20 protein-coding genes are annotated in these 22,830 nt (G+C 74.4%); 6 read left to right on the top strand and 14 right to left on the bottom strand.

Annotated features, from left to right (window positions below; genetic code table 11):
* Positions 1 to 20: 20 nt before the first annotated feature.
* The 5 genes from K7787_RS03070 to infC all read right to left on the bottom strand — a co-directional run bounded on the left by K7787_RS03070 (position 21) and on the right by infC (position 3,856).
* Positions 21 to 1,193, bottom strand: coding sequence for a sensor histidine kinase (locus K7787_RS03070; RefSeq protein WP_223000403.1), 1,173 nt, complete (start codon positions 1,191 to 1,193; stop codon positions 21 to 23).
* 97 nt (positions 1,194 to 1,290) lie between these two features.
* Entirely contained in the window at positions 1,291 to 2,151 is an 861-nt protein-coding gene (locus K7787_RS03065; RefSeq protein ID WP_164393302.1) for a TrmH family RNA methyltransferase, read from the bottom strand.
* A gap of 231 nt (positions 2,152 to 2,382) precedes the next feature.
* Positions 2,383 to 2,766 carry a 50S ribosomal protein L20 gene (gene rplT, locus K7787_RS03060; RefSeq protein WP_006141703.1) on the bottom strand — a complete coding sequence of 128 codons (384 nt, stop codon included), beginning with the start codon at positions 2,764 to 2,766 and terminating at the stop codon, positions 2,383 to 2,385.
* A 111-nt stretch (positions 2,767 to 2,877) separates the two neighbouring features.
* Entirely contained in the window at positions 2,878 to 3,072 is a 195-nt protein-coding gene (rpmI, locus tag K7787_RS03055; protein WP_007829094.1) for a 50S ribosomal protein L35, read from the bottom strand.
* A 109-nt stretch (positions 3,073 to 3,181) separates the two neighbouring features.
* On the bottom strand, positions 3,182 to 3,856 hold the full coding sequence (gene infC, locus K7787_RS03050; RefSeq protein ID WP_009187705.1) for a translation initiation factor IF-3: 675 nt from the start codon (positions 3,854 to 3,856) through the stop codon (positions 3,182 to 3,184).
* A gap of 369 nt (positions 3,857 to 4,225) precedes the next feature.
* On the opposite strand from infC, the gene K7787_RS03045 reads away from it, so the two are divergent.
* Complete coding sequence (locus K7787_RS03045; protein WP_009187706.1) at positions 4,226 to 4,624, top strand: DUF1844 domain-containing protein; 399 nt, start codon at positions 4,226 to 4,228, stop codon at positions 4,622 to 4,624.
* 44 nt (positions 4,625 to 4,668) lie between these two features.
* On the opposite strand, the gene K7787_RS03040 is transcribed toward K7787_RS03045, so the two are convergent.
* The 3 genes from K7787_RS03040 to K7787_RS03030 form a co-directional block, all read right to left on the bottom strand.
* Entirely contained in the window at positions 4,669 to 5,406 is a 738-nt protein-coding gene (locus K7787_RS03040; RefSeq protein ID WP_223000402.1) for an SseB family protein, read from the bottom strand.
* A 34-nt stretch (positions 5,407 to 5,440) separates the two neighbouring features.
* Entirely contained in the window at positions 5,441 to 6,595 is a 1,155-nt protein-coding gene (gene mycP, locus K7787_RS03035; RefSeq protein ID WP_223000423.1) for a type VII secretion-associated serine protease mycosin, read from the bottom strand.
* 206 nt (positions 6,596 to 6,801) lie between these two features.
* On the bottom strand, positions 6,802 to 7,671 hold the full coding sequence (locus K7787_RS03030; RefSeq protein WP_247720510.1) for a hypothetical protein: 870 nt from the start codon (positions 7,669 to 7,671) through the stop codon (positions 6,802 to 6,804).
* A gap of 1,046 nt (positions 7,672 to 8,717) precedes the next feature.
* On the opposite strand from K7787_RS03030, the gene K7787_RS03025 reads away from it, so the two are divergent.
* Positions 8,718 to 9,920 (top strand): amino acid deaminase/aldolase, encoded by a 1,203-nt coding sequence (locus K7787_RS03025; RefSeq protein WP_223000401.1) that lies wholly within the window; start codon positions 8,718 to 8,720, stop codon positions 9,918 to 9,920.
* A gap of 140 nt (positions 9,921 to 10,060) precedes the next feature.
* On the opposite strand, the gene K7787_RS03020 is transcribed toward K7787_RS03025, so the two are convergent.
* Positions 10,061 to 11,032, bottom strand: coding sequence for a LysR family transcriptional regulator (locus K7787_RS03020; RefSeq protein ID WP_019986117.1), 972 nt, complete (start codon positions 11,030 to 11,032; stop codon positions 10,061 to 10,063).
* A 70-nt stretch (positions 11,033 to 11,102) separates the two neighbouring features.
* Here K7787_RS03020 and K7787_RS03015 point away from each other — a divergent pair, with 70 nt between their 5' ends.
* Positions 11,103 to 12,275 carry a TDT family transporter gene (locus tag K7787_RS03015; RefSeq protein WP_223000400.1) on the top strand — a complete coding sequence of 391 codons (1,173 nt, stop codon included), beginning with the start codon at positions 11,103 to 11,105 and terminating at the stop codon, positions 12,273 to 12,275.
* Here the strand turns inward: K7787_RS03015 and K7787_RS03010 are convergent.
* From K7787_RS03010 to K7787_RS02995, 4 genes are all read right to left on the bottom strand, one after another.
* A complete protein-coding gene (locus K7787_RS03010) occupies positions 12,187 to 12,903 on the bottom strand; it encodes a helical backbone metal receptor (protein WP_223000399.1) in 717 nt (238 codons plus the stop codon). The genes K7787_RS03015 and K7787_RS03010 overlap by 89 nt on opposite strands.
* Positions 12,903 to 13,469, bottom strand: coding sequence for a helix-turn-helix domain-containing protein (locus tag K7787_RS03005; RefSeq protein ID WP_019986120.1), 567 nt, complete (start codon positions 13,467 to 13,469; stop codon positions 12,903 to 12,905). Before K7787_RS03005 ends, K7787_RS03010 begins: the two co-directional genes overlap by 1 nt.
* Before the next feature lie 432 nt (positions 13,470 to 13,901).
* Entirely contained in the window at positions 13,902 to 16,517 is a 2,616-nt protein-coding gene (locus K7787_RS03000) for an ABC transporter permease/substrate binding protein (RefSeq protein WP_223000398.1), read from the bottom strand.
* Complete coding sequence (locus K7787_RS02995) at positions 16,510 to 17,601, bottom strand: quaternary amine ABC transporter ATP-binding protein (protein ID WP_164389173.1); 1,092 nt, start codon at positions 17,599 to 17,601, stop codon at positions 16,510 to 16,512. The genes K7787_RS03000 and K7787_RS02995 overlap by 8 nt, the downstream gene beginning before the upstream one ends.
* Positions 17,602 to 17,791: 190 nt before the next feature.
* Here K7787_RS02995 and K7787_RS02990 point away from each other — a divergent pair, with 190 nt between their 5' ends.
* From K7787_RS02990 to K7787_RS02980, 3 genes are all read left to right on the top strand, one after another.
* Complete coding sequence (locus K7787_RS02990) at positions 17,792 to 18,697, top strand: 5'-3' exonuclease (protein WP_223000422.1); 906 nt, start codon at positions 17,792 to 17,794, stop codon at positions 18,695 to 18,697.
* Positions 18,698 to 18,824: 127 nt separating this feature from the next.
* Positions 18,825 to 19,670 carry a siderophore-interacting protein gene (locus K7787_RS02985; RefSeq protein ID WP_009187717.1) on the top strand — a complete coding sequence of 282 codons (846 nt, stop codon included), beginning with the start codon at positions 18,825 to 18,827 and terminating at the stop codon, positions 19,668 to 19,670.
* Positions 19,671 to 20,175: 505 nt separating this feature from the next.
* On the top strand, positions 20,176 to 21,129 hold the full coding sequence (locus tag K7787_RS02980; protein WP_223000397.1) for an RluA family pseudouridine synthase: 954 nt from the start codon (positions 20,176 to 20,178) through the stop codon (positions 21,127 to 21,129).
* A gap of 91 nt (positions 21,130 to 21,220) precedes the next feature.
* Here the strand turns inward: K7787_RS02980 and K7787_RS02975 are convergent, their stop codons facing one another.
* Positions 21,221 to 22,786: a cytochrome P450 gene (locus K7787_RS02975; RefSeq protein ID WP_223000396.1), complete on the bottom strand. Its 1,566-nt coding sequence runs from the start codon at positions 22,784 to 22,786 to the stop codon at positions 21,221 to 21,223.
* Between the last annotated feature and the right edge of the window lie 44 nt (positions 22,787 to 22,830).

The raw sequence follows: 22,830 nt of genomic DNA, 5'->3' as shown, positions 1-22,830 counted from the left end.
CGTGGGTCCTCGGCGGAGGGTCAGAGCAGGTGCGCCGGGGTGCCCACGGGCAGGGTAAATCGGAACTGCGCGCCGCCGCCCGGGGCGCGTCCGACCGTGATGGTGCCGCCGTGCGCCTCGACGATGCCCTTGACGATATAGAGCCCGAGGCCGGTGCCGCCGCGCTTGCTGCCCCGCCAGAAGCGGGTGAAGACGCGGTTCATGGATTCCTCCGGGATGCCGGGACCCTCGTCGCTCACCGTGACCGACGTGGCTGCGCCCGCCGCGTCGTCCCCGTCCCGGGAGGACACCGCGGGCGTCACGTCTATGGTGACAGTTCCCTCGCCGTGGCGCACCGCGTTTTCGATCAGGTTGCTCAGCACCTGGTCGATCTTGTCGGGGTCGGCCCACAGGTCGGGCAGCGGCTGCTCCACCCGGACGAGGAAGCGGTCGGCGGGCTGTCCGGCGGCGACGTAGGCCTGGACGTGCCGGCCGACGGCGGCGCCGATGTCCACGAGCTGGCGGCGCACCTCCAGCCGGCCGGAGTCGATGCGGGAGATGTCGAGCAGTTCGGCGATCAGCCGGGTGACGCGGTCGGCGTCGGCGTCGACGGTCTCCAGCATGAGCCGCTTCTGGTCGTCGGTGAACCGGTCCCACTTGGCCAGCAGGGTGGCGGTGAAGCCCTTGACCGAGGTCAGCGGGGAGCGCAGCTCGTGCGCCACGGTGGCGATCAGCTCGGCGTGGCTGCGCTCGGTGCGACGCCGGGCCTCGGTGTCCCGCAGGCAGACGACGACCCGGCGGACCGGCCCGGCGGGGCGGGCGCGGACGTACTTCGCCGAGACGAGGACCTCCCGGCCGCCGGGCAGCAGCAGGTTGCGCTCGGGCTGGCCGGCGCGGATGGCGAGGCCGCCGTAGGGGTCGGTGAGCTGCCACCAGCGGCGGCCCTCCAGGTCCTCCAGGGGCAGCGCCTCCTCCAGCGGCCGGCCGAGGGCCCGCTCGGCGGGGGTGGCGGTGATGCGGGCGGCGGCGGCGTTGAACCGGACGACCCGGCCGTCCTGGTCGGCCACGACCAGCCCGTCGGGCAGCTCGTCGGGGTCGATGCCGAGGTCGTGGGCGAAGGCGGACCCCGGTTCCCGGGCGGGGCCGCCGGGCCGGGGCACGTGCGGTGGGCGCGCGGCGTCCGTGTCCGGTGCGCCGCCGGTGCCGACACTCATCCCCATACCCCACCTCTCAGCCGGTGCAGCAGGCCCCCGAGCTGGTCACCCTACTAGGGTCTTTCGTTCGGATCCGGCCTGATCCGAACGAGAGGCCCTAGCTGCGGGCGACGGAGCGGCATCCTCCGAAGGCGCGCTGGGCGCGGGCCGATGCGTAGAGACATACGGCGGCGGCGGTGGCGAGGTTCAGGCTCTCGGCCATTCCGTGGATCGGGACGCGTACGACGGCGTCGGCGAGGGCGCGGGTGTCCTGAGGCAGCCCCCAGGCCTCGTTGCCGAACACCCAGGCGGTGGGCCCGCCCATGGTGTTGTCGTCCAGCTCGTCGTCGAGGTCGTGCTCGCCGGCGCCGTCGGCGGCGAGGATGCGCACCCCGGCGTCCTTGAGTCCGGCGACGGCCTGCTCCACGGGGACGCCGACGGCGACGGGCAGGTGGAACAGCGAGCCGACCGAGGCGCGTACGGCCTTGGGGTTGTACAGGTCCACGGAGGCGTCGGTGAGGACGACCGCGTCGGCGCCGGCGGCGTCGGCGCAGCGCAGCACGGTGCCGGCGTTGCCGGGGTCGCGCACGTGGGCGAGGACGGCGACGAGGCGGGGGCGGGCGGCGAGGATGTCCGCGAACGGCGTGTCCAGGAACCGGCAGACGCCGACCAGGCCCTGCGGGGTGACGGTGGTGGAGATGTCGGCGATGACCTCGTCGGCGGCGAGGTGCACGCGGGCGCCGGCGGTGCGGGCCTCGCCGATGATGTCGGCGTAGCGCTCGGCGGCGTCGAGGGTGGCGAACAGCTCGACCAGCGTGGCCTGCCCGCCGTGCCGGTGCCCGGCGGCCTCCCGCACGGCCTGCGGCCCCTCCGCGAGGAACAGCCGGTCCTTCCCCCGGAAGTTCCGCCGGGCCAGCCGACGGGCGGCGCTCACGCGCGAGGACCGGGGTGAGATCAGCTCGGGACTGGCGGAGGACATCCTCTTACTTTCGGAACTCGTGATGGCGCCAAGGGGCGCGGGGAACTGCGCGGCCGGCCACGACGGACCCGCGGCCGGCCGACGCACGGCATGCGCCCCGAAGGGGTGCGGGGAACCACGACCGGCCACGACCGACCCGCAGCCGGCCGGACACCGCCCCGCCCGACAACAGGACCCGCAAGCCGGAAAGCCTGCGGGTCCTCCAGTCACCGGCTCAGAGCCGGCGCAGCGTCACGCGGCCTTCGGCGCGTTGACGTCGCTCGGCAGAGCCTTCTGCGCGACCTCGACGAGCGCGGCGAACGCGTTCGCGTCGTTCACGGCCAGCTCGGCCAGGATCTTGCGGTCGACCTCGACGTTCGCGGCCTTCAGACCCTGGATGAAGCGGTTGTACGTGATGCCGTTCGCGCGGGCAGCGGCGTTGATGCGCTGGATCCACAGCTGGCGGAAGTCACCCTTGCGCTTCTTGCGGTCGTTGTAGTTGTAGACCAGCGAGTGGGTGACCTGCTCCTTGGCCTTGCGGTACAGACGCGAGCGCTGACCGCGGTAGCCGGAGGCCTGCTCGAGGATCGCCCGGCGCTTCTTGTGGGCGTTGACTGCCCGCTTGACGCGTGCCACTTGATTAACTCCTTGTAGCGGGGCCGTGGGTGTGCTCACACGGCCCGGAAACGATTGGGTCCCGGTTAAGACGAGGGGCGCGCCGGATCAGCCGATCGGGCGCCCGCGGCGTCACTTGCCGAGAAGCTTCTTGATCTTCTTGGCGTCGCCCGGGGCCATCTCGGCGTTGCCGGTGAGGCGACGCGTCAGACGGGACGACTTGTGCTCGAGCAGGTGGCGCTTGCCGGCGCGCTCACGGAGCACCTTGCCGGAGCCGGTGACCTTGAAGCGCTTGCTGGCACCGCTGTGCGACTTGTTCTTCGGCATAGCGCCGTTCTCTCCTCGTCGGTGGCGCTCCGGTGCCCGGTCGCGAGAACCGGGCACGGTGGAGCGTCGCTCTTGTTTCGGTTACATCCTGGGACAGGCGTCCCGGGGGTCACGCCTCGGCGTGCTCCTCGGCCGGTTCCTCGGCGGGCGCGTCGATGTCCGCGGCGTTCTGCGACTTGCCGGGGTTGGCCTTCGCGTCGGCCTTGCGGGCTTCCTGCGCCTGGCGGGCCTCGGCCATCGCCTCGGTCTTCTTCTTGTGCGGACCGAGGACCATGATCATGTTGCGGCCGTCCTGCTTCGGGTTCGACTCCACGAAACCGAGGTCCTGGACGTCCTCCGCGAGGCGCTGCAGCAGCCGGTAACCCAGCTCCGGCCGGGACTGCTCGCGACCACGGAACATGATCGTGATCTTGACCTTGTCGCCCTGCTTGAGGAACCGGACGACGTGACCCTTCTTGGTGTCATAGTCGTGCGGGTCGATCTTCGGCCGGAGCTTCATCTCCTTGATGACCGTGTGCGCCTGGTTCTTGCGCGCCTCACGGGCCTTCATGGCCGACTCGTACTTGAACTTCCCGTAGTCCATGAGCTTGCACACGGGCGGACGGGCGTTCGCCGCGACCTCGACCAGGTCCAGGTCGTACTCCTGCGCAAGCTCCAGTGCCTTGGCCAGCGGGACGATGCCCACCTGCTCGCCACTGGGACCGACAAGTCGCACCTCGGGAACGCGAATCCGGTCGTTGATGCGGGGCTCGGCGCTGATGGATCCTCCTCGGTAGCACCACACGGCGGTCTGGCGGACGGCCGCGTACGTCTCTGTTCGACAGACCTAACCGCGCCGAGACACGAAAAATGCCCCGGACGATCACAGGCGGGGCTCCTCGAACTACCGGAGCGACCGCCGTGAGGCCACGGGGCGCGCTGTTCGGACGGACCGCCGTCGCCGGGACGGGGCCGTCTGACCGGTGACCCGCCGCCCGGGGGGCGGTCAGGTGGGAGTTCGAAAGCCTCCACTTGTGGGCCGGCACGTGAGCCGTGAGGCATACGTGTCCGACCGGTCGTTACACAAGGTTAGCAGGATCGGCCGGGCGCGGCCAATCGGGCCGGGCGCGCCCGCGGTGCGGCGCGGGCCCGCGCTGCACCTATCGTGTGGGGCATGAGTGAGACCCCCTCTGAGCAGCCCTCCGAGCACGCCGCGGAGAGCCCCGAGAATCCCGGCGTCGCCGACTTCGACGCCATGACCCGCGACATCGCGGAGGTCCCCGCGGTCGAGGTGATCGTGACGGTCGCCGTCAACCTGATGAGCGCCGCCGCCGTGAAGCTCGGTCTGACCGAGGAGGGCGACAAGTACAAGGACCTGGACGAGGCCCGCAAGCTGGTGACCGCGCTCGCCGGTCTGCTGGACGCGAGCGCGACCGAGATCAGCTCCTTCCACGCGGCGCCGCTGCGCGACGGCCTGAAGTCGCTCCAGCTGGCGTTCCGCGAGGCGTCGGTCGTCCCGGACGAGCCGGGCCAGGGCCCGGGCGAGAAGTACACCGGCCCGGTCTACGGCTGACCCGCTCACCCCCGAGCGCCGTACGCCGACGGGGCGTACGGCGTTCATCCCCGTACGTACAAGGGCTCGCCCGGCGGCATCGCCCCGGCCGGCAGCAGTGCCAGGTCGAGGCCGCGCACCAGGCGGGCCCTCAGCGTGTCGCTGGCGGCGAGCCGGGCGGCCACCGCGCGCGCGGTGTCGGCCGGGTCCGCGGCGGCGGCCGGGTCGAGCACCAGGGCGAGGGTGCCGTCGGCCCGCCCGGGGCCGAGGTGGGCGCGCAGCACGGCCGCCTCGGCGGCCACCGCCTCCCGCACGGCCGCGACGACCGCCGGGTCGGCGAGCGGGTCGGCCGTCGTACGGCCCTCGGCGAGCGCGAGCAGCGCGGCCCCGGTCAGCTCGAACGGCACCGGCCCGGCCATGTCCAGCACCACGGTGTCCGCCTTCTCGTGCGCGGCGGCCTGCAGTGCCTGGTGCAGGGGTACGGCGACGGGGCGGGCGGCCGGGTCCCAGCGGGCCAGGGAGTCGGTGGAGGTGAAGGCGGGCAGCGCGGTGCGGTGACCGGCCTTCAGCGTCGGCACCGCCATGTCGCTGGTCTTCTCCCGGCGCAGCCCGTTCTCGTCCTCCTCCACCTCGCCGAGCACGGCGACGACGGGGACGAGCAGCCGGGCGCCCTCGAGGGCCCGGAGCACCGGGTCCACGGCGGTGCGGTCCTCGGCCCAGGCGGCGAGGGCGGCGCTCAGCCGGGGATCGGCGGAGCCGTCGTCGTCGGAGTAGCCGGGGTCGGGGATGTTCTTGTTCGCCACGTCCCCGAGCCTATCCGGGCCGGTCACGGCTCCCTCAGGGTCCCTCGGCCCAGCCACGGGTCCCGCGTCCGCGCCGCCACAGCACCGCCGCGACGGCCAGGAGCACTCCCCCGGCGCCGCCGGCGAGAGGGCCGGCCCAGTCGGCGGCGTCGTGGCCGCTCCCGGCGGTGTCGGGGCCGGGGCCGAAGTACTCGCTGCCGTAGGCAGTCGTGCGCAGGCCCTCAGGGCGCAGCCGGCCGGCCGCGTCGAGGGCGGCGACGGGGTCGATCATGCCGAAGCCGCGGGAGTCGTCCCGGCCGCCCACGGGGGCGTCGCGGGCGGTGTCCTCCAGGAGTTTCCTGATCTGCGCGGGCGTCAGGTCCGGGTGGGCGGCCTTGATCAGGGCGACGGCGCCGGAGACGAAGGCGGAGGCGGCGCTGGTGCCCCAGCCCTCGTAGTACTTGTGGTCGGGGTCGGCGATGACGATGTCGACGCCGGGCGCGCTGACCGTCGCGTACCAGCGGCGGGTGGAGAAGGCGGCCCGGGTGCCGTAGCGGTCGACGGCGGTGGCGGCGATCACGCCCGGGTAGGCGGCCGGGTAGGAGACGTGGTCGCCCTTGTCGCCGCCGTTGCCCGCGGAGGCGACGACGACGGTGCCCTTCTTCAGCGCGTACTGCACGGCCTCGTCCTCGGCGGGCTCCGGGTGCGCGGAGTCGGAGTCGTCGCCGAGGGAGAGGTTGATGACGTCGGCGCCGTGGTCGGCGGCCCAGCGGATGCCCTCGGCGAGGGCGCCGCCGCGGGTGGTGCGGGCGCGGGTGCGGGCGGAGTCGCCGTCCTCCAGGATCACCCGGACGGGAAGGATCTTCGCCTCGGGGGCGACGCCCATGACGCCGTCGGCGTCGCCGGGGCCGTGGCCATGCCCGGCGATGATGCCGGCCATGGCGGTGCCGTGGCGGGCCCAGTCGCGGTCGCCGGGCCGCGCGCCGAAGCCGATCAGGTCCTTGGCGGGCAGGACGTTGCCGTCGAGGTCGGGGTGGTCGGCCTCGACGCCGGTGTCCAGGACGGCGACGGTGACGCCCTTGCCCTGGGTGGTCCGCCAGAGCTGCTGGGTGTGCAGGGCGTCCAGGGCCCACTGCTTGGCGCGGATGCCGTCGGCGTACGCGGTGCCGGCCGGGACCAGGGCGAGGGAGGCGGCGAGGAGGACGCCCAGAGCGGCGGTACGGCGGACGGCGGGCCGCCGGGCGGAGGCTTCGGGGGACGCGGTTCGGGTGGGGGCGGTGCTGGTGGGAGCGGGTCCGGCGGGGCCATGGCCGGTGGGGCCGGTCTTGGCGGGGCCATGGCCGGTGGTGGCGGTGCTGGTGGGGCCGGTGCTGCTGGGGCCGGTGCTGCTGGGGCCGGTGCTGGTGGGGGCGGCTGTCACGAGGGCTTCTCCATGGCCGGGGCGGCGGTCTTGCGGAAGCCTCGTTCGATGCGGTCCGCCAGGCCCTGCGCCTCGTGGCCGAGGCCGGCCTGCGCGGGCGCGGTGGTGGCTCCGGCGCGCATCGCGTCGGCGGCGGGCTCGGGGGCGTCCACGGTGCGGCCGTCGGCCCAGCCGGAGACGGCGTAGACGACCACCGGGGCCTCGGTGAGCACGGAGACGGTCCAGGACGCGCGCTGTCTGTCGCCGAAGTGCTCGGCGACGGTGCCCTTGGCGGCGTACGGGCGGGGCATGAGGTCGGTGCGGCGGGCGAGGCCCTCGCTCTTGAAGCGGGCGGCGAGCGAGGTCATGGCGGGGGCGTCGGCCTCGGTGAAGAGCAGGCCGACGGTGGTGACGTAGCTCTGGGTGGCGTCGGTGTAGGTGGCGCGCAGCAGGCGGGCGCAGCCGACGGAGGCGAGGGCCTTGCGCAGCTGCGGGTCGAAGGCGTCCGTGCAGTCGCCGTCCGGGGCGACGGCGACACGGGTCCAGGTGCGGTCCGCGCCGCCGGGGCCCGCGCCGTCGCCCCGGACGGTGGGCGGGAAGAGCTGGTCGACGGGCACGTTGTGCCACAGGCCGCCGGCGGTGGCGAAGGCGGTGGCCGCGCCGCCGTCGCCGGAGCCCCCGGTGAGCCAGCTGCCGGTCACGGCGCCGCCGATGAGGCCGAGCCCGAGGACGACGCAGGCGGCCACCGCGGCGGTGCGCGGCCCCACTCGCACGCCGAGGGCGCGGGCCCGCCCGTGCTCGTCGTACCCCTCGGGCTCGCCGAACGCGAAGTGCGCCCGCGGCGCGTCGAGCACGGCGCCGGGGGCGGCGGCCGCGCTCCAGGACAGGGCGGGGTCGGGCGACGCCACGGCGGTCCGGCCCGGGGCGGGCCGGGGCGGTGCGGTGGGCGCGGGCGACCGGTGCGGGGAGATGGGGCGCAGCCGTGTCGTGTCCGGGTCGGTCTCGACCGGCCGCCCGGCGTCGCCGCGCCGCGCGTCGGCACCACCGCCGCGCCGGTCCCCGGCCGTGGCGGCGTACCGCCCGGCCCACGCGCCGCCGGACGGGGATGCGGACGCGGCACCCGGTCGCGCGGCGGAACCGCCCGCACGGCGCGTTGCCGCCGGGTCGGCGGCCGGGGCCGACGACGCGGCGGCGGCCCGCGCGGCCGTCGCGTCACCGGGCGAAGCCGCCGGTACCCCGCCGGGCCGGGCCACCGGCCCGCCCGCGCGGCGCGCCGTGGCCGGGCCGGCGGGCCGTGCCGAGGGTGCGCCGCCGGGGCGGACGGTCGGGTCGCTCGTGCGGTGTGCCGCCGGGGCGGCGGGCGGCACCGACGACGGCGACGCGCCCCGCGTCGCCGTCGCGTCACCCGGCCGACCGGCCGGTGCGCCGCCGGGCGGAGCCGCAGGCGCGGCGCTCGGCCGCGCCGCCGGGTCACCGCCCCCGGCAGGTCCCCCGTCGTCCTCGGCGGTGCCGGGTGCGGGCGGGTGGGGCGGGGAGTGGGGCGGGGTCGCAGGGCGTGGGGGCGGGGTGTCGGGGAAGCGGGCGGAGGCGGGGGGCGGGGGCGGCGGGTCGGAGGGGCGCGGAGGTATGGGAGCGTGGCGCGCTTCCGTGCTCATGCACCCCCCGTTTCCTCGTGCCCGGGCCGCTTCCCGACGCGCGGCCGTCCTCGTCGCACCGCCCGGCTCCGACGCGTCGTCACCGGGCACGCATACCCGTACGGACGAAGTGCCATCCCGGCTCAACTCCACGGTCGCGACCGGCGCGTCGTTCCGCCGAACGTGCGCGTCACTCTACGGGCTGAATCCGGGTGGGCGGGAACCCGGACGGCAACCCCGGGGCATCTGCCCGGAACGTCCCCCTACCCTGCGGTAATCCTGTCTGGCAGGCTTCGCTCATGACTGCGCGTGCCGCCGACCGGGCCCGGTACGACCGGGCCACCGCCCACCTCGACGCCCCCGTCGCGATCGTCGATCTGGAGGCGTTCGACGCCAACGCCGACGACCTCGCCCGCCGGGCCGGCGGCAAGCCGATCCGGGTGGCGAGCAAGTCCGTGCGCTGCCGCGCCCTGCTCGAACGGGTCCTGGCCCGGGACGGTTTCGCGGGCATCATGTCGTTCACGCTGGCGGAGTCGCTGTGGCTGGCCCGCTCCGGGTTCGAGGACGTGCTGCTGGCCTACCCCTCCGCCGACCGCGCCGGTTTCGCCGAACTCGCCGCCGACCCGAAACTGGCCGCCGCCGTCACGGTGATGGTCGACGACCCGGCGCAGCTCGATCTGATCGACGCCGCGCGCCAGGGCGGACGCGAGACGGTGCGGGTCTGTCTGGAGCTGGACACCTCGCTGCGGCTGCTCGGCGGCCGGGTGCGCGTCGGCGCGCGCCGCTCCCCGCTGCACTCCCCCGCCGAGATCGCCGAGGTGGCCCGCACGGTGGTGCGACGGCCGGGGTTCGAGCTGGTCGGGATCATGGCGTACGAGGGCCATGTCGCGGGCGTCGGCGACGCGGTGGCCGGACGGCCGCTGCGCTCGCGGGCGATCCGGCTGATGCAGGCGGCCGCCCGGCGGGAGCTGGCCGAGCGGCGGGCGGCCGTGGTGCGGGCGGTCCGCGCGGTGGCGCCGGGTCTGGAGTTCGTCAACGGCGGCGGCACGGGCAGTGTGCAGCACACCGCCGGGGAGGACGCGGTCACCGAGATCGCCGCGGGCTCCGGGCTGTACGTGCCGCGCCTGTTCGACAACTACACGTCGTTCCGGGGCCGTCCGGCGGCGCTGTTCGCGCAGCCCGTGGTGCGCCGGCCGGGCGTCGGCGTCGTCACGGTCCTCGGCGGCGGCTACCCGGCCTCGGGTGCGGCCGGCCCGGACCGGCTGCCGGTGCCGTATCTGCCCGAGGGGCTGCGCTACGACCCGCAGGAGGGGGCGGGCGAGGTGCAGACGCCGCTGCTGGGCTCGCCGGCCGACGATCTGCTGATCGGGGACAAGGTGTGGTTCCGGCACGCCAAGGCGGGCGAGCTGTGCGAGCGGTTCGACACGCTGCACCTGGTCGAGGACGACCGGGTGACGGCGTCCGTGCCGACGTACCGGGGCGAGGGACACACGTTCCTCTAGGTCCTCCCCCTCGGGAGCCCGCCCCTGCCGTCCCCTAAGAAGCCCCAGGAGCCAACCCCTGCCCCTGGGAGGCGGCCCCTGGACGCGGGAGGCGGGCCCTGCCCCTGGGAGGCGGCCCCTGCCCTCAGAAGCGCCTCGTCTCACCCGCCGCCCGACCGCGTCAGCGACAGCAGTTCGCGGGCCGGGCCCGCCGGGCGGTGGCCGGCCGGCCAGACGGCGCGCAGGGCGCGGCGCAGGGCGACGCCCTCGACCGGGACGGTGACCAGGCGGCGCAGCGTCAGCTCGTCGCCCACGGCGAGTTCGCTGAGCACCGCGGGGCCCGCCCCGCTCACCGCGGCGGCCTTCACGGCCGTGGTGGAGGACAGTTCGATCAGCGGGCGGGCCAGGCCGCCGAGCGCGGCGTCCAGGACCTGGCGGGTGCCGGAGCCCTTCTCGCGCAGGATCAGCGGTGTGGCGGCCAGCTCGGCCGCGTCCAGGGGCCGCCTGCGGCGGGCCCAGGGGTGGGCGGGGGCGGCGACCACGATCAGGCGGTCGTGGGCGATCACCACGGAGTCGAGGCCGGCCGGCACCGACACGCCTTCCACGAACCCGAGGTCGGCCTCGCCGGCGAGCAGCCGCTCGGCGACGGTCGCGGAGTTCCCGGCGAGCAGCGACACCGCCGTGTCCGGCCGATGCCCCCTCAGCGCGATCAGCCAGCCGGGCAGCAGGTACTCGGCGATGGTCATGCTGGCGGCGACCCGCAGCCGCGAGTCGCGGCGGTCGCGCAGCGCCTGCGTCCCCGCGTCGAAGGCCTCCGCGGCCTCCACGACCCGCCGGGCCCAGTCCGTCACCAGCGCGCCCGCGTCGGTGAGCCGCGATCCGCGCGGCGAGCGGTCCACCAGGGCCAGGCCGAGCTGCCGTTCCATGGAGCGGATGCGGCTGCTGGCGGCGGGCTGGGTGATGCCGAGTTCGCGGGCCGCGCCGCCGAGACTGCCCAGCCGGGCCACGGCGAGCAGGAGTTCCAGCGCGCCGAGGTCCGGCACGCGGTGCGCCAGCGCCGCCGGGACCTGCCGTTCCGTACGTTCCGCGCCGTCGTCCGCCGCCGTCCGTGGTGTCCTCCTCAGCCCGCCCATAAATCCAGCTTATGCCCTGATAGAGACAAAGCCCCTGGTGGGGGACGCGGCCCCGCGACAGCCTGGACTCATGGTCACCGCAGTACATTCCCCGTCCCTCCGGGCCCCGGCCCGGCCCCGCTTCCCGGCCGTGCGGCATCTGGGCCCCAACTGGTACGGCTCCGTCATGGGCACCGCCGCCGTCGGCTCGGCGGGCGGTGCGCTGCCGGTGCACGTGCCGGGGCTGCGCACCGTGTGCACGGCCGTCTGGTGCCTGTCGCTCGCCCTGCTCGCGGTGCTGCTGGCCGCCCGCGCCCTGCACTGGGTCCACCACCGCGACCAGGCCCGCGCCCATCTCCTGGACCCGGCGGCGGCCCCGTTCTACGGCTGTCTGGCCATGGCGCTGCTGGCGGTGGGCGGCGGCGCGCTGTCGGTGGGCCGGGACTGGATCGGCGCCTCGCCCGCGCTCGCCCTGGATACCGTGCTGTTCACGGCGGGCACGGCCGTGGGCCTGGTGGCGGCGGTGGCGGTGCCGTATCTGATGGCCGTGCACCACCGGATCGAGCCGCACCAGGCGACGCCGGTGTGGCTGCTGCCGGTGGTGGCGCCGATGGTCTCCGCGGCCCTCGGGCCCGCCCTCGTCGCGCATCTCCCGGCCGGGCAGGCGCGGCAGACGCTGCTGCTGGGGTGCGTGGCGATGTTCGGGCTGAGCCTGCTGGCGACGCTGGCCCTGCTGCCGCTGGTGCTGGGGCGGCTCTTGATCGCCGGGCCGCTGCCGCTCGCGCTCACCCCGACGCTGTTCCTGGTGCTCGGCCCGCTCGGCCAGTCCACCACCGCCGCCGGGGCGTTCGCCGACGCGGCCCCCGGCGCCCTGCCGGCCCCCTACGGCTCCGCCTTCACCGCGTTCGCCGTGCTCTACGGGGTCCCGGTGATGGGCTTCGCGGTGCTGTGGTTCGCCTTCGCCGCGGCGCAGGTGGTGCGGGCCGGCCGGCGGGGCATGGGGTTCGCGATGACGTGGTGGTCCTTCACGTTCCCGGTGGGCACCTGCGTGACGGGGGCCTCCGCGCTGGCCCGGCACACCCACCTCGCCGTGTACGAGGGCCTGGCGGTCGCCCTGTACGCCGTCCTGGTCGTCGCGTGGGCCGCGGCGGCCGTGCACACCGCGCGCGGGCTGGTCAGCGGAGCGCTGCTCGCAGCGCCTCGCCCAGCACCCGCGGAGCCTCGGCCAGCGAGGGCCCGTACCACGTCAGGTGCCGTCCGCTGACCAGCGCGCAGGGCAGACCGGGGAAGGCCTCGGGGCCGTCGTCGGCGGTGAAGCGGTAGGGCTCGTCGGGCAGGACCACGAGGTCCGGCGCGGCCGCCCGCAGCTCCTCCACGGGTATGCGGGGGTAGCGCTCGGGGTGGTGGGCGTAGCGGTGCTCGACGCCGAGGCGGGCCAGCACGTCGCCGGCGAAGGTGTCCCGGCCGAGGACCATCCACGGCCGCCGCCAGATCGGCACCACGGCGTTCCGGGGGGCGAGCGCCGGCGGCGCGGACCAGGCGGCCTCCGCCTCGTCCAGCCAGCGCGGCCGGTCCGCCGCCCCGCACGCGGCCAGCACCCGCGTCAGTTCCGGGAATGCCTGGGGCACGCCGCGCACCTCGGTGACCAGCACCTCGAGCCCGGCGGCGCGCAGGGCGTCGAGGTCGGCGGGGCGGTTCTCCTCCTCGTTGGCGACCACCAGATCGGGGGCCAGGGCGGCGATCCGCTCGATCCGGGGGTTCTTGGTGCCGCCGATCCGGACGACGTCGAGGCCGGCCGGGCGGCAGCACCAGTCCGTCGCGCCGACGAGCACGCCGGGCGCCGTCACGGCGATCGCCTCGGTGAGCGAGGGCACCAGGGAGACGACCCGCATCAGCGCGTCCGGTCCTGCACCGCCTCGATGTGCTCGGCCACCGCGACGACGATCACCCGGGTGTCCGGGACGGTCGCCCGCCAGCGGTGGCGGACCCCGCCGGTGAGGTACATGGTGTCGCCGCGCGCCAGCCGGTAGGCGCGGCCCTCCGCCTCGATCTCCACGGCGCCGTCGGCGACGTACATCAGCTCGTCGTTGCGGTGCTGGAACTCGCGGCCGGCCTCGTGGCCGCCGGTGAACTCGGAGGCGTGCAGCTGGTGGTGGCCGCGCACCAGGGAGCGCACCCGGGGCTCGGGGGCCGGCTCGGCGGCCTCGCCGCGCACCACGTCGACGCTGCACGCCGGGTCGGCCGCCGCCAGCAGTTCGACGGCGGTGGTGCGCAGCGCGTCGGCGACCTTCTCCAGCGAGCCGCGGCTGGGCCGGGCCCGGTCGTTCTCGACCTGGCTCAGGAAGGGCACCGACAGGCCGCTGCGCTGGGCCACGACGGCGAGGGTGAGGTCCAGCGCGCGCCGTCGCCGCCGTACTGCGGCGCCCACGCGGAGGGGCTGCTCTTTGTTGTCGCCCATCGCTGCGGCTCCCTCCTTCGCTCGTCGGTCCGCTCCGGTGCGGGACCGCTCGCGGGCGCACGTCTCCTGATGACTTCTCTGCACCCTACGCATGTTCGGCAAACCGTTTCACGCGGGCTTCGCATTGCCGTAAGGATGCCGTAGTGAGGACCTCATGGTTCGCGCCAGTGGGCACGGGCTTCGCGGAGGTGCGCCGGGGGCTCGGTGGCGGGGGCGGGGCGGGTGTGCCGGCCGGGCCGGCGGCGTCCTCGGCGGTCGGCGTCACCCGATCGGCGCCGCGGCCGTGGCGCGGCCCGCCGGACGGCCGAAGGCCGGGGTGTGAGGGTCGCTCTCCGTGGTTGGCCGATTCGCGCCGCCGTCCCGCGCACGCCCGAGGGGCGGGCCCGCCCGTCTCCGGGAGGCCCGCCCCTCGGGCGGTGCACGGCGGTGTGCTCAGGCGGCGGTCATCCGCCGTTCCACGTCGGGGTGCTGCCCCAGCCAGGCGTCGACCGCCTGGTCCTCGTGGCCCTGGCCGTGCTGGTTGATCTCGCTCTCCAGGCTGCCGAGTTCGGCCTCGCTCATCCGGAAGTTCTTGATCCACTTCGTGAGCTGCGGGTACTGCTCGGGGAACTTCAGGCTGGAGATGGTGCGCACGGTGTTGCCGACGCCGAAGAGCTTCTTGCCGTCGGCCAGCTTGGTGAGGTCGTAGCGGCTGTAGGCCCAGTGCGGCGACCACAGCACGACGGCCACGGGCTGCTTCTTGGCGTAGGCGCGCTTCAGCTCGGCCAGCATCGCGGGCGTGGAGCCGTCGACGACCTTGTACTCCTTGTCCAGGCCGTAGCCGGGCAGGACCTTCTTCTTGAGCAGGTCCATCTCGCCGGTGCCCGGCTCGATGCCGATGATCTTCCCGCCGAACAGGGAGGACTTGCCCTTGAGGTCCGCCAGGGACTTCACGTCCTTGACGTAGGACGGCACGGCGATCTCCAGGGAGGTCGGCTGGTACCAGGTGCCGAGGTCCTTGAGTCTGTCCTTGCTCTTGTCCCAGTAGTTCTTCTGCGCGTACGGCAGCCAGGCGTCGAAGTTGAGGTCGATGTCGCCGCCGGCGAGGCCGGTGTAGACGGGGCCGACGTCCATCTGCTTGAGGTTCAGCTTGTAGCCGCGGCGCTCCAGGACGGTCTTCCACAGGTGGGTGACGGCGATGTCCTCGTCCCAGGGGAACCAGGCGACGTTCAGCGCCCGCCCGGCCTCGGCCGGCTTGGCGCCGGAGCCGCCGGGCACCGGGGCGAGCTTGTCGACCAGACCGGGATCGGACTTCAGCCAGGTGCGCACGGCGTCCTGCTGGCGGCCCTTGCCGGCCTTGTTGATCGCGGCCTCCAGGCCGGTGAGCTGCTTCTCGCCGAGCTTGAAGTTCTTCAGCCAGGAGCCGACGACCGGGTTGTCGGCCGTGAAGCCCTTGCGGGCCAGGGTGTGCACGCCGTCGCCCGCGCCCCAGGCGCCCTTGGGGTCCTTCAGCTTCTTGAGCTGGTAGTCGCTGTACGCCCAGTGCGGGGACCAGAGCGTGACGACGACCGGCTCCTTCTTGCTGTAGGCGCGCTTCAGCTCGGCGAGCATCGCGGGCGTGGAGCTGTCGACGACCTTGTACTCCTTGTCCAGGCCGTACTCCTTGAGGACCTTGCTCTTGAGCAGGCCCATCTCGCCGGCGCTGGACTCGATGCCGGTGATCTTCCCGCCGAACTCGGCCGCCTTGCCCTTGAGGTCGTCGAGGCTGTCGACGTCCTTCATGTACGCCGGGACGCTCAGCTCCAGCGAGGTGGGGCCGTACCAGGAGCCGAGGTCCTCCAGCTGCTTGCCGTACTTCTTCCAGTACTGCGCGTGGGTGGTGGGCAGCCAGGAGTCGGTCTCGAAGTCGACGCTGCCCTGCGCGAGGGAGGTGTAGAGCGGTCCGGCGTCGAACTGCCGGGCCTCCACCTGGTAGCCGCGCTGTTCGAGGATCTCCTTCCACAGGAAGGTGGAGGCGACGCCCTCGTCCCAGGGGATGTAGCCCAGGGTGATCTTCTTGCCCTTGCCGACGTCCGTGCCGCCGCCCGCCGTGGCGGAGCCGGAGCCGGAGCCGAAGACGCCCATGCCGCCGGCGACGAGGGCGAGGACGACCACGCCGATCACGGCGATCTGCGGGCGCGGCCGGTAGGACCAGATCTTCAGACCGCCGGCGGCGCGGGCCCGGGCGGCGGCGCGCCGGCCGAGCGGGGAGACCTGGGTGCCGAGCGCGCCGGTCATCCGGTCGAGGTAGATCGCGAGGATCACGATGGCGACGCCGGCCTCGGAGCCGAGGCCCACGTTGAGCTGGCCGATGGCCTCGTTGACGTCGCCGCCGAGGCCGCCGGTGCCGACCATGCCGGCGATGGCGGCCATGGACAGACCGAGCATGATCACCTGGTTGACGCCGGCCATCACCGTGGGCAGGGCCAGCGGCAGCTGGACGCGCAGCAGCGTGTCGCGCGGGTTGGTGCCGAACGCCTCGGCGGCCTCGACCAGCTCCTTGTCGACCTGCCGGATGCCCAGCTCGGTCATGCGCACGCCGGGGGCGAGGGCGAAGATCAGGGTGGCGACGATGCCGGCGGAGGCGCCGGTGCCGAAGAAGAGGATGGCCGGGATGAGGTAGATCATCGCGGGCAGCGTCTGCATGAAGTCCAGGACCGGGCGCACCACGGCGCCGACCCGGTCCGAGCGCGCCGCCCAGATGCCGACCGGCACCGAGACCACCAGCGCGATCAGGGTGGCGACCAGGACCAGTGACAGGGTCACCATCGCGTCCGGCCACAGTTCCATGGAGTCGATGAACGCGAAGCCCGCGAAGGTGAGGACGCCGGCGAGGGAGCCGCGCAGCCACCAGGCGAGCACGGCGAAGATGCCCGCGAGCAGCAGCGGCTCGGGCGCCTGGAGGACGGTGTTGATGCCGTCGTAGGCGCCGGTGAAGACGGTCTTGAAGAAGTCGAAGAGCCAGGCCATGTGGTCGAGCAGCCAGTCGACCGCGGAGTTGACCCAGTCGCCGAGAGGGATCCTAGGCACGGGCCACCGCCTTCTCGCCGCCCTTGGCCCGCGGGGTGTCGCAGGGCTCGGGGGCGTCGGCGCTCTCGTCGCCGAGGAAGCCGATCAGGTGCTGGCGCGGGACGACGCCGACCAGGGCGTGGTGCTCGTCCAGGACGGCGACGGGGTGGGACACGCGGGCGCTGATCGCGCACAGTTCGGTGAACGGGGTGTCCGGGGCGGCCGTCTCGCAGCCGCAGTCGGCCTCGTCGCCGCGTACGTCGCGGTCCATGACGGACTCGGCGGTCAGCACGCGGGAGCGGTCGACGTCCTGGGTGAAGGAGGCGACGTAGTCGTCGGCGGGGCGCAGCAGGATGTCCTCGGCGGTGCCGGTCTGCACGATCCGGCCGTCGCGCATGACGGCGATGCGGTCGCCCAGGCGCATGGCCTCGTTGAGGTCGTGGGTGATGAACACGATGGTCTTCTTCAGGGTCTTCTGGAGCTGGAGCAGCTGGTCCTGCATGTCGCGGCGGATCAGCGGGTCCAGGGCGCTGAAGGACTCGTCCATCAGCAGCAGGTCGGCGTCGGTGGCCAGGGCGCGGGCGAGACCGACGCGCTGCTGCATGCCGCCGGACAGCTCGTCGGGCCAGGAGTCCTCCCAGCCGGCCAGGCCGCACAGGGCGAGCGCCTCGTCGGCGCGGCGTCCGCGCTCGGCGCGGGGCACGCCCTGCACTTCCAGGCCGTAGGCGGCGTTCTCGCGGACGCTGCGGTGCGGGAAGAGCGCGAAGTGCTGGAAGACCATGCTGATCTTTTTGGAGCGGACCTCGCGCAGCTCGCGGTCGCTGAGCGCGGTGAGGTCCTGGCCGTCGTAGCGGACCTGGCCCGCAGTGGGTTCCAGCAGTCCGTTCAGCATGCGCAGCAGGGTGGACTTGCCGGAGCCGGACAGGCCCATCACGACGAAGATCTCGCCGGGGGCCACCGTGAAGGAGGCGTCGATCACCGCGGCGGTGGCCCCGTCGGCGCGCAGTTCCTTGCGGTCGGCGCCCTGCCGGAGCTTGTCCACCGCCTTGTCGGGTCGTCTGCCGAACACTTTGTACAGGTGTTCGGCCTCAAGCCTGGATGTCACGCGCACCTCACGTCGTCGGGGACAGGGACAGAGCCGGGAAACAGGTAACAGTTGAATAACGCAACTACTTCTGGCTCGGGCGCGCGCCTGCCCAGACCGCCGCAGGCCAAACAAAAAAGTGTCCCGCCTCACACCGCTTCCGGGGACTGTCGGCGCCGTACGGCATGATCGGGGTGTGACCGGACGACTGATGCTCCTCGACACCGCATCCCTCTACTTCCGCGCCTACTTCGGCGTCCCGGACTCGGTCCGGGCCCCGGACGGCACCCCGGTGAACGCCGTGCGCGGACTGCTCGACTTCATCGACCGCCTGGTCAAGGACCACCGGCCCGACCGGCTGGTGGCCTGCATGGACGCGGACTGGCGGCCGCACTGGCGGGTGGAGCTGATCCCCTCCTACAAGGCGCACCGCGTCGCCGAGGAGCACCCGGGCGGCCCGGACGAGGAAGAGGTGCCGGACACCCTCTCCCCGCAGGTCCCGGTGATCGAGGCGGTCCTGGACGCCATCGGCATCGCCCGCGTGGGCGTCGCGGGGTACGAGGCGGACGACGTGATCGGCACCTTCACCGCGCGGGCGGACGGCCCGGTGGACATCGTCACCGGCGACCGGGACCTGTACCAGCTGGTGGACGACGCGCGCGGGGTGCGCGTGCTGTACCCGGTCAAGGGCGTGGGCACCCTGCAGACCACCGACGAGGCGGTGCTGCGCGAGAAGTATGGCGTCGACGGCAAGGGGTACGCGGATCTGGCGCTGCTGCGCGGCGACCCCAGCGACGGACTGCCGGGCGTGCCCGGCGTCGGCGAGAAGACGGCGGCCAAGCTGCTCGCCGAGTTCGGCGACCTGGCCGGCATCCTGGCGGCCGTGGACGACCCGAAGGCGAAGCTGACGCCGGCGCAGCGCAAGCGGCTCGACGAGGCGCGGCCGTACCTCGCGGTGGCGCCGAAGGTGGTCCGCGTGGCGGCCGACGTGCCCCTGCCCGAGGTCGCGACCGCGCTGCCGCGCGCGCCTCGCGACGCGGACGCGCTGCGGGAGCTGGCGGCCCGCTGGGGGCTCGGCGGCTCCCTGCAGCGGCTGCTGACCACGCTGGCGGCGTGAGGACCGCCGGCGCGCGTGTTCGGAGGGGTTTTCCGACACAAGGTCAAGAGGCGTCCAAGGACGGCGGTGACGGCGGCGGGAAGGTGCTAACTTAGGTAAGCCTAAGCATGGAGACTGGGAGGCCGTCATGGCAGAACGTCCGGCGCGCAAGCCGCGGAGGGCGCACACCGCGCAGGTCGTCCGTACCGAGCGGCTGACCCCGCACATGCAGCGCGTGGTGCTCGGGGGCGAGTCACTGGCCGAGTTCTCGGCCGACACGTACACCGACCACTATGTGAAGCTGCTGTTCCCGGCCGAGGGCGTCACCTACCCCGAGCCCTTCGACATGGAGCGCATCCGCGCGGAGTTCCCCCGCGAGCAGTGGCCGGTCACCCGCACCTACACCGTGCGCGCCTGGGACCCGGAGCTGCACGAGATGACCCTCGACTTCGTGGTGCACGGCGACGAGGGCCTGGCCGGCCCGTGGGCCGCGCTGGCCGGACCGGGCGAGACGGTGCGCTTCATGGGCCCCGGCGGCGCCTACGCCCCCGACCCGAGCGCCGACTGGCATCTGCTCGCCGGTGACGAGAGCGCCCTGCCGGCCATCGCCCGCTCCCTGGAGGCGATGCCCGAGGGCGTCACCGCGCACGCCTTCATCGAGGTCTCCGGCCCCGAGGAGGAGCAGAAGATCGACTCCGACGTGCCGGTGGTCTGGCTGCACCGCGGCGACCGCCCGATCGGCGAGGCGCTGGTGGAGGCGGTACGCGCGCTGCGCTGGCCCGAGGGCCGACTCCAGGCGTTCGTGCACGGCGAGGCCGGCTTCGTGAAGGAGCTGCGGCGACTGCTGCGGGTCGAGCGGGGCGTCCCGCGCGAGGACCTGTCGATCTCCGGCTACTGGCGCCTGGGCCACAACGAGGACGGCTGGCAGGCGGCCAAGCGGGAGTGGAACGCCCGTATCGAGGCCGAGCAGGAGGGCACGGCCCCGGCCGCGTGAGACGTGAGCGAAGGGGCGGCCCCCGTGTCGGGAGCCGCCCCTTCCGCCTGCCCGGCCGCCCCTCGGCCGCCCGGCCCGCCCGGATGCCCGTCGCTCGGCCCGCCCCGGTGCCCGCCCCTCGGCCCGCCCCTCGGCCGCCCGGGTGCCCCTCGCTCGGCTCGGTACTCGGCCGCTCGGCTCGCCCGGGATGCCCGCCGCTCGGCCCGCCCCGGTGCCCGTCGCTCGGCCCGCCCCTCGGCCGCTCGGCTCGCGCCGGTGCCCGGCTCGCCCGGATGCCCCTCGCTCGGCTCGGTACTCGGCCGCCCGGCTCGCCCGGTGCCCGTCACTCACCTCGCCCCTCGGCCGCCCGCCGTCGCCCGGCCCCCGTACCCAGCGGGCCGTCCGCCAGCCGCCCGGGCCTCCGGTACTCGCCCGGACCTCCGGCGCCCGTCAGCCACCCGGCGGGGACCGGCGCGGCGGGCCAGTGGTTTTCCCCGGGCGCGTGCCGGCTCGTAGGCTTCGGCGGATGAGACGCCGTACCCGTGTTCCGCCCGCTCCCCTGCCCCAGCGTCACGGGGTGGACCCGGTGCGGGTGCGGCTGCCCGCCGAGGGGGCGTGGGCCACCGTGCGGGGGCATCTGGTGGAGCGGCTGTCGGGGGCGGCGCCCGGCGTGGTCGAGGAGATGTTCGCGGCCGGGCGGATCGTCGCGGCCGACGGACGGGCGGTGCCGCCCGACGCGCCGTACGAGCCCGGGATGTTCGTCTGGTTCCACCGCGAGCTGCCCGCCGAGACGCCGGTGCCGTTCCCGCTGGTGGTGGTCCACCGCGACGAGCACATCGTCGTCGTGGACAAGCCGCACTTCCTGGCAACCACCCCGCGCGGCTCGCACGTCACCGAGACCGCGCTGGCCCGGCTCCGCCGCGAGCTGGACCTCCCCACGCTCGGCGCGGCGCACCGCCTGGACCGGCTCACCGCCGGACTGGTGCTGTTCACGGTGCGGCCCGAGGAGCGCGGCGCGTACCAGACGCTCTTCCGCGACCGGCGGGTGCGCAAGGAGTACGAGGCCGTCGCCCCGTACGACCCGGACCTCGCGCTGCCGCGCACGGTGCGCAGCCGGATCGTGAAGGAGCGCGGGGTGCTCACCGCCGAGGAGGTGCCGGGCGAGCCGAACGCGGTCACGGACGTGGAGCTGGTCGGGCGCCGGTCGGGCGGTCCGGCCCGCTACCGGCTCACTCCCCGCACGGGGCAGACCCATCAGCTGCGGGTGCACATGAACGCGCTCGGCGTGCCGATCCTCGGCGACCCGCTCTACCCGGCGGTGACCCCCGACGGCCCGCCCGGCGACTTCAGCCGCCCCCTCCAACTGCTCGCACGAGCACTGGAGTTCACCGACCCGGTCACGGGGGCGGAACACCGCTTCCGCAGCGGCCGGACCCTCCAGGCCTGGTCCGCCCCGGAGACCTGGCCGACCGGACGGTGAGACGCGCCGCGGACGCGGGTACCCGGCCCGGCCGGGCCGTGAGCGCGTCGTAGGCGCGGGTCGCCGCCCGGCCGGGTCCCGGTCTCAGCCGTCACTCACCCCGCCACCAGCGCAGGAACCGCTGCCAGACGCTCGCCGCGCGGTCCGGGCGGCCGGCCGTGTCCGTCCCGAGAACGGTCTCCCGTACGGGCGGCGGCGGCTCCTCCAGGAGGGTGCGCGGTGCGGCCGTGGTGCGCGGGCGGGGCGTACCGGCCGGCGTGCCGTGGGCCTTGGCGGGCGACGGGTCGGCGGACGGCGCGGGATCGCGCAGCGTGCTGATGTCCCAGGGGGCGCGGGCCTGCGGGATCGGCATCGGCGTGTGGCTCGGCTGCGACTTCACGTCCTGCTGCGGGCGCGGCGTGAACCGCACCGGCAGTTCCACCAGGTGCTGCGAGGCGATCGACTCCGTCCAGCGCAGCTCCTCCTCGGGGCAGTCGAGCTGGATGTCCGGCAGCCGCATCAGCAGCTTGTCCACGCCGACGTCGGCGATGGCCCGGCCGATGTCCTGGCCGGGGCACTCGTGCGGCCCGCCGCTGAAGGCAAGGTGGGAGCGGTTGCCCTGCATGTCGGCGGAGAGATCGGGCCGCACCCGGGGATCGACGTTGGCGGGGGCGATGCCGAGCAGCAGCCCGTCGCCGCGCCGGATGCGCCGGCCGCCGAGTTCGGTGTCCTCCTTGGCGAAGTAGCCGAGGATGGTGCTGAACGGCGGCTCGTCCCACAGGGACTGCTCCACCGCCTGCGGCACGGTCATCTGGCCGCCGTTGAGCTGGGCGCGGAAGCCGGGGTCGGTGAGCACCCGGCGGATGGTATTGGCCAGCAGGTTGGCGGTGGCCTCGTAGGAGGCGATGAGCACGACCCGCAGATGGGCGCCGACCTCGTCGTCGGTCAGACCGGCCGGGTGGGCGATGAGATGGCTGGTGAAGTCGTCCGTGGGCTCGGCCCGGCGGCGCGCGGTGAGCCGGCTGAGGCAGTCCATGATGTACGCGTTGCTGGCGATCGCGGTCTCGGTGCCCTTGAGCATGTCCCGGGCGGCCTGCACGATCCGGTCGTTGTACTCCTCGGGCATGCCGAGGACCTGGCACATCACCGCCATCGGCAGATGCTCGGCGAACTGGTCGACGAGGTCGGCGTGGCCCGTCTCGCAGAACCGGTTGACCAGCCGCTGGGTGGCGCGGCCGATGTGGCGGCGCAGACTGCGGTGGTCGATGGTCGCCACGGCGCTGGTGACCGCGCCGCGCAGCCGCTTGTGCTCCTCGCCCTCGGCGTAGGAGCAGACCGGCTGCCAGGCGAAGTGCGGCATGAGGGGGTGGTCGGGTTTGACCCGGCCGTCGGTGAGCGGGGTCCAGATCCGGCTGTCGCGGGTGAACTGCGAGGGCGTGCGCACCATGTGCAGGTTCTCCGCGTGGCCGAGGACCACCCAGATCGGTACGTCGTCGTGGAGCAGCACGGGCGCCACCGGGCCGTGCTCCTCGCGGAGCCGGCGGTACAGCGCGCGCAGGTCCCGCACCTCGTGGAGCCGGTGCAGGCCCCCGGGCCCGACGGCGTGCGCGGGGCAGCCCGGGGGCGGTGCGGCGGTGAGGTCGTCCGGACCGGTCAGGGAGTGGGGTTCAGGCGTCACGGCGGTCGCTTTCGGGGCGAAAAAAGGGGGGAAGCGGGCGTGGG

The organism is Streptomyces sennicomposti, assembly GCF_019890635.1.
Taxonomy (GTDB): domain Bacteria; phylum Actinomycetota; class Actinomycetes; order Streptomycetales; family Streptomycetaceae; genus Streptomyces; species Streptomyces sennicomposti.
This window is presented reverse-complemented; position numbering and strand designations above follow the sequence as displayed.

What these genes read in the sequence shown, in the direction of transcription:
- K7787_RS03070 (WP_223000403.1), bottom strand. Translation starts at nt 1,193, where the DNA reads ATGAGTGTCGGCACCGGCGGCGCACCGGACACGGACGCCGCGCGCCCA.
- K7787_RS03065 (WP_164393302.1), bottom strand. Translation starts at nt 2,151, where the DNA reads ATGTCCTCCGCCAGTCCCGAGCTGATCTCACCCCGGTCCTCGCGCGTG.
- rpmI (WP_007829094.1), bottom strand. Translation starts at nt 3,072, where the DNA reads ATGCCGAAGAACAAGTCGCACAGCGGTGCCAGCAAGCGCTTCAAGGTC.
- K7787_RS03045 (WP_009187706.1), top strand. Translation starts at nt 4,226, where the DNA reads ATGAGTGAGACCCCCTCTGAGCAGCCCTCCGAGCACGCCGCGGAGAGC.
- K7787_RS03025 (WP_223000401.1), top strand. Translation starts at nt 8,718, where the DNA reads ATGACTGCGCGTGCCGCCGACCGGGCCCGGTACGACCGGGCCACCGCC.
- K7787_RS03020 (WP_019986117.1), bottom strand. Translation starts at nt 11,032, where the DNA reads ATGGGCGGGCTGAGGAGGACACCACGGACGGCGGCGGACGACGGCGCG.
- K7787_RS03015 (WP_223000400.1), top strand. Translation starts at nt 11,103, where the DNA reads ATGGTCACCGCAGTACATTCCCCGTCCCTCCGGGCCCCGGCCCGGCCC.
- K7787_RS03010 (WP_223000399.1), bottom strand. Translation starts at nt 12,903, where the DNA reads ATGCGGGTCGTCTCCCTGGTGCCCTCGCTCACCGAGGCGATCGCCGTG.
- K7787_RS03005 (WP_019986120.1), bottom strand. Translation starts at nt 13,469, where the DNA reads ATGGGCGACAACAAAGAGCAGCCCCTCCGCGTGGGCGCCGCAGTACGG.
- K7787_RS02990 (WP_223000422.1), top strand. Translation starts at nt 17,792, where the DNA reads ATGCTCCTCGACACCGCATCCCTCTACTTCCGCGCCTACTTCGGCGTC.
- K7787_RS02985 (WP_009187717.1), top strand. Translation starts at nt 18,825, where the DNA reads ATGGCAGAACGTCCGGCGCGCAAGCCGCGGAGGGCGCACACCGCGCAG.
- K7787_RS02980 (WP_223000397.1), top strand. Translation starts at nt 20,176, where the DNA reads ATGAGACGCCGTACCCGTGTTCCGCCCGCTCCCCTGCCCCAGCGTCAC.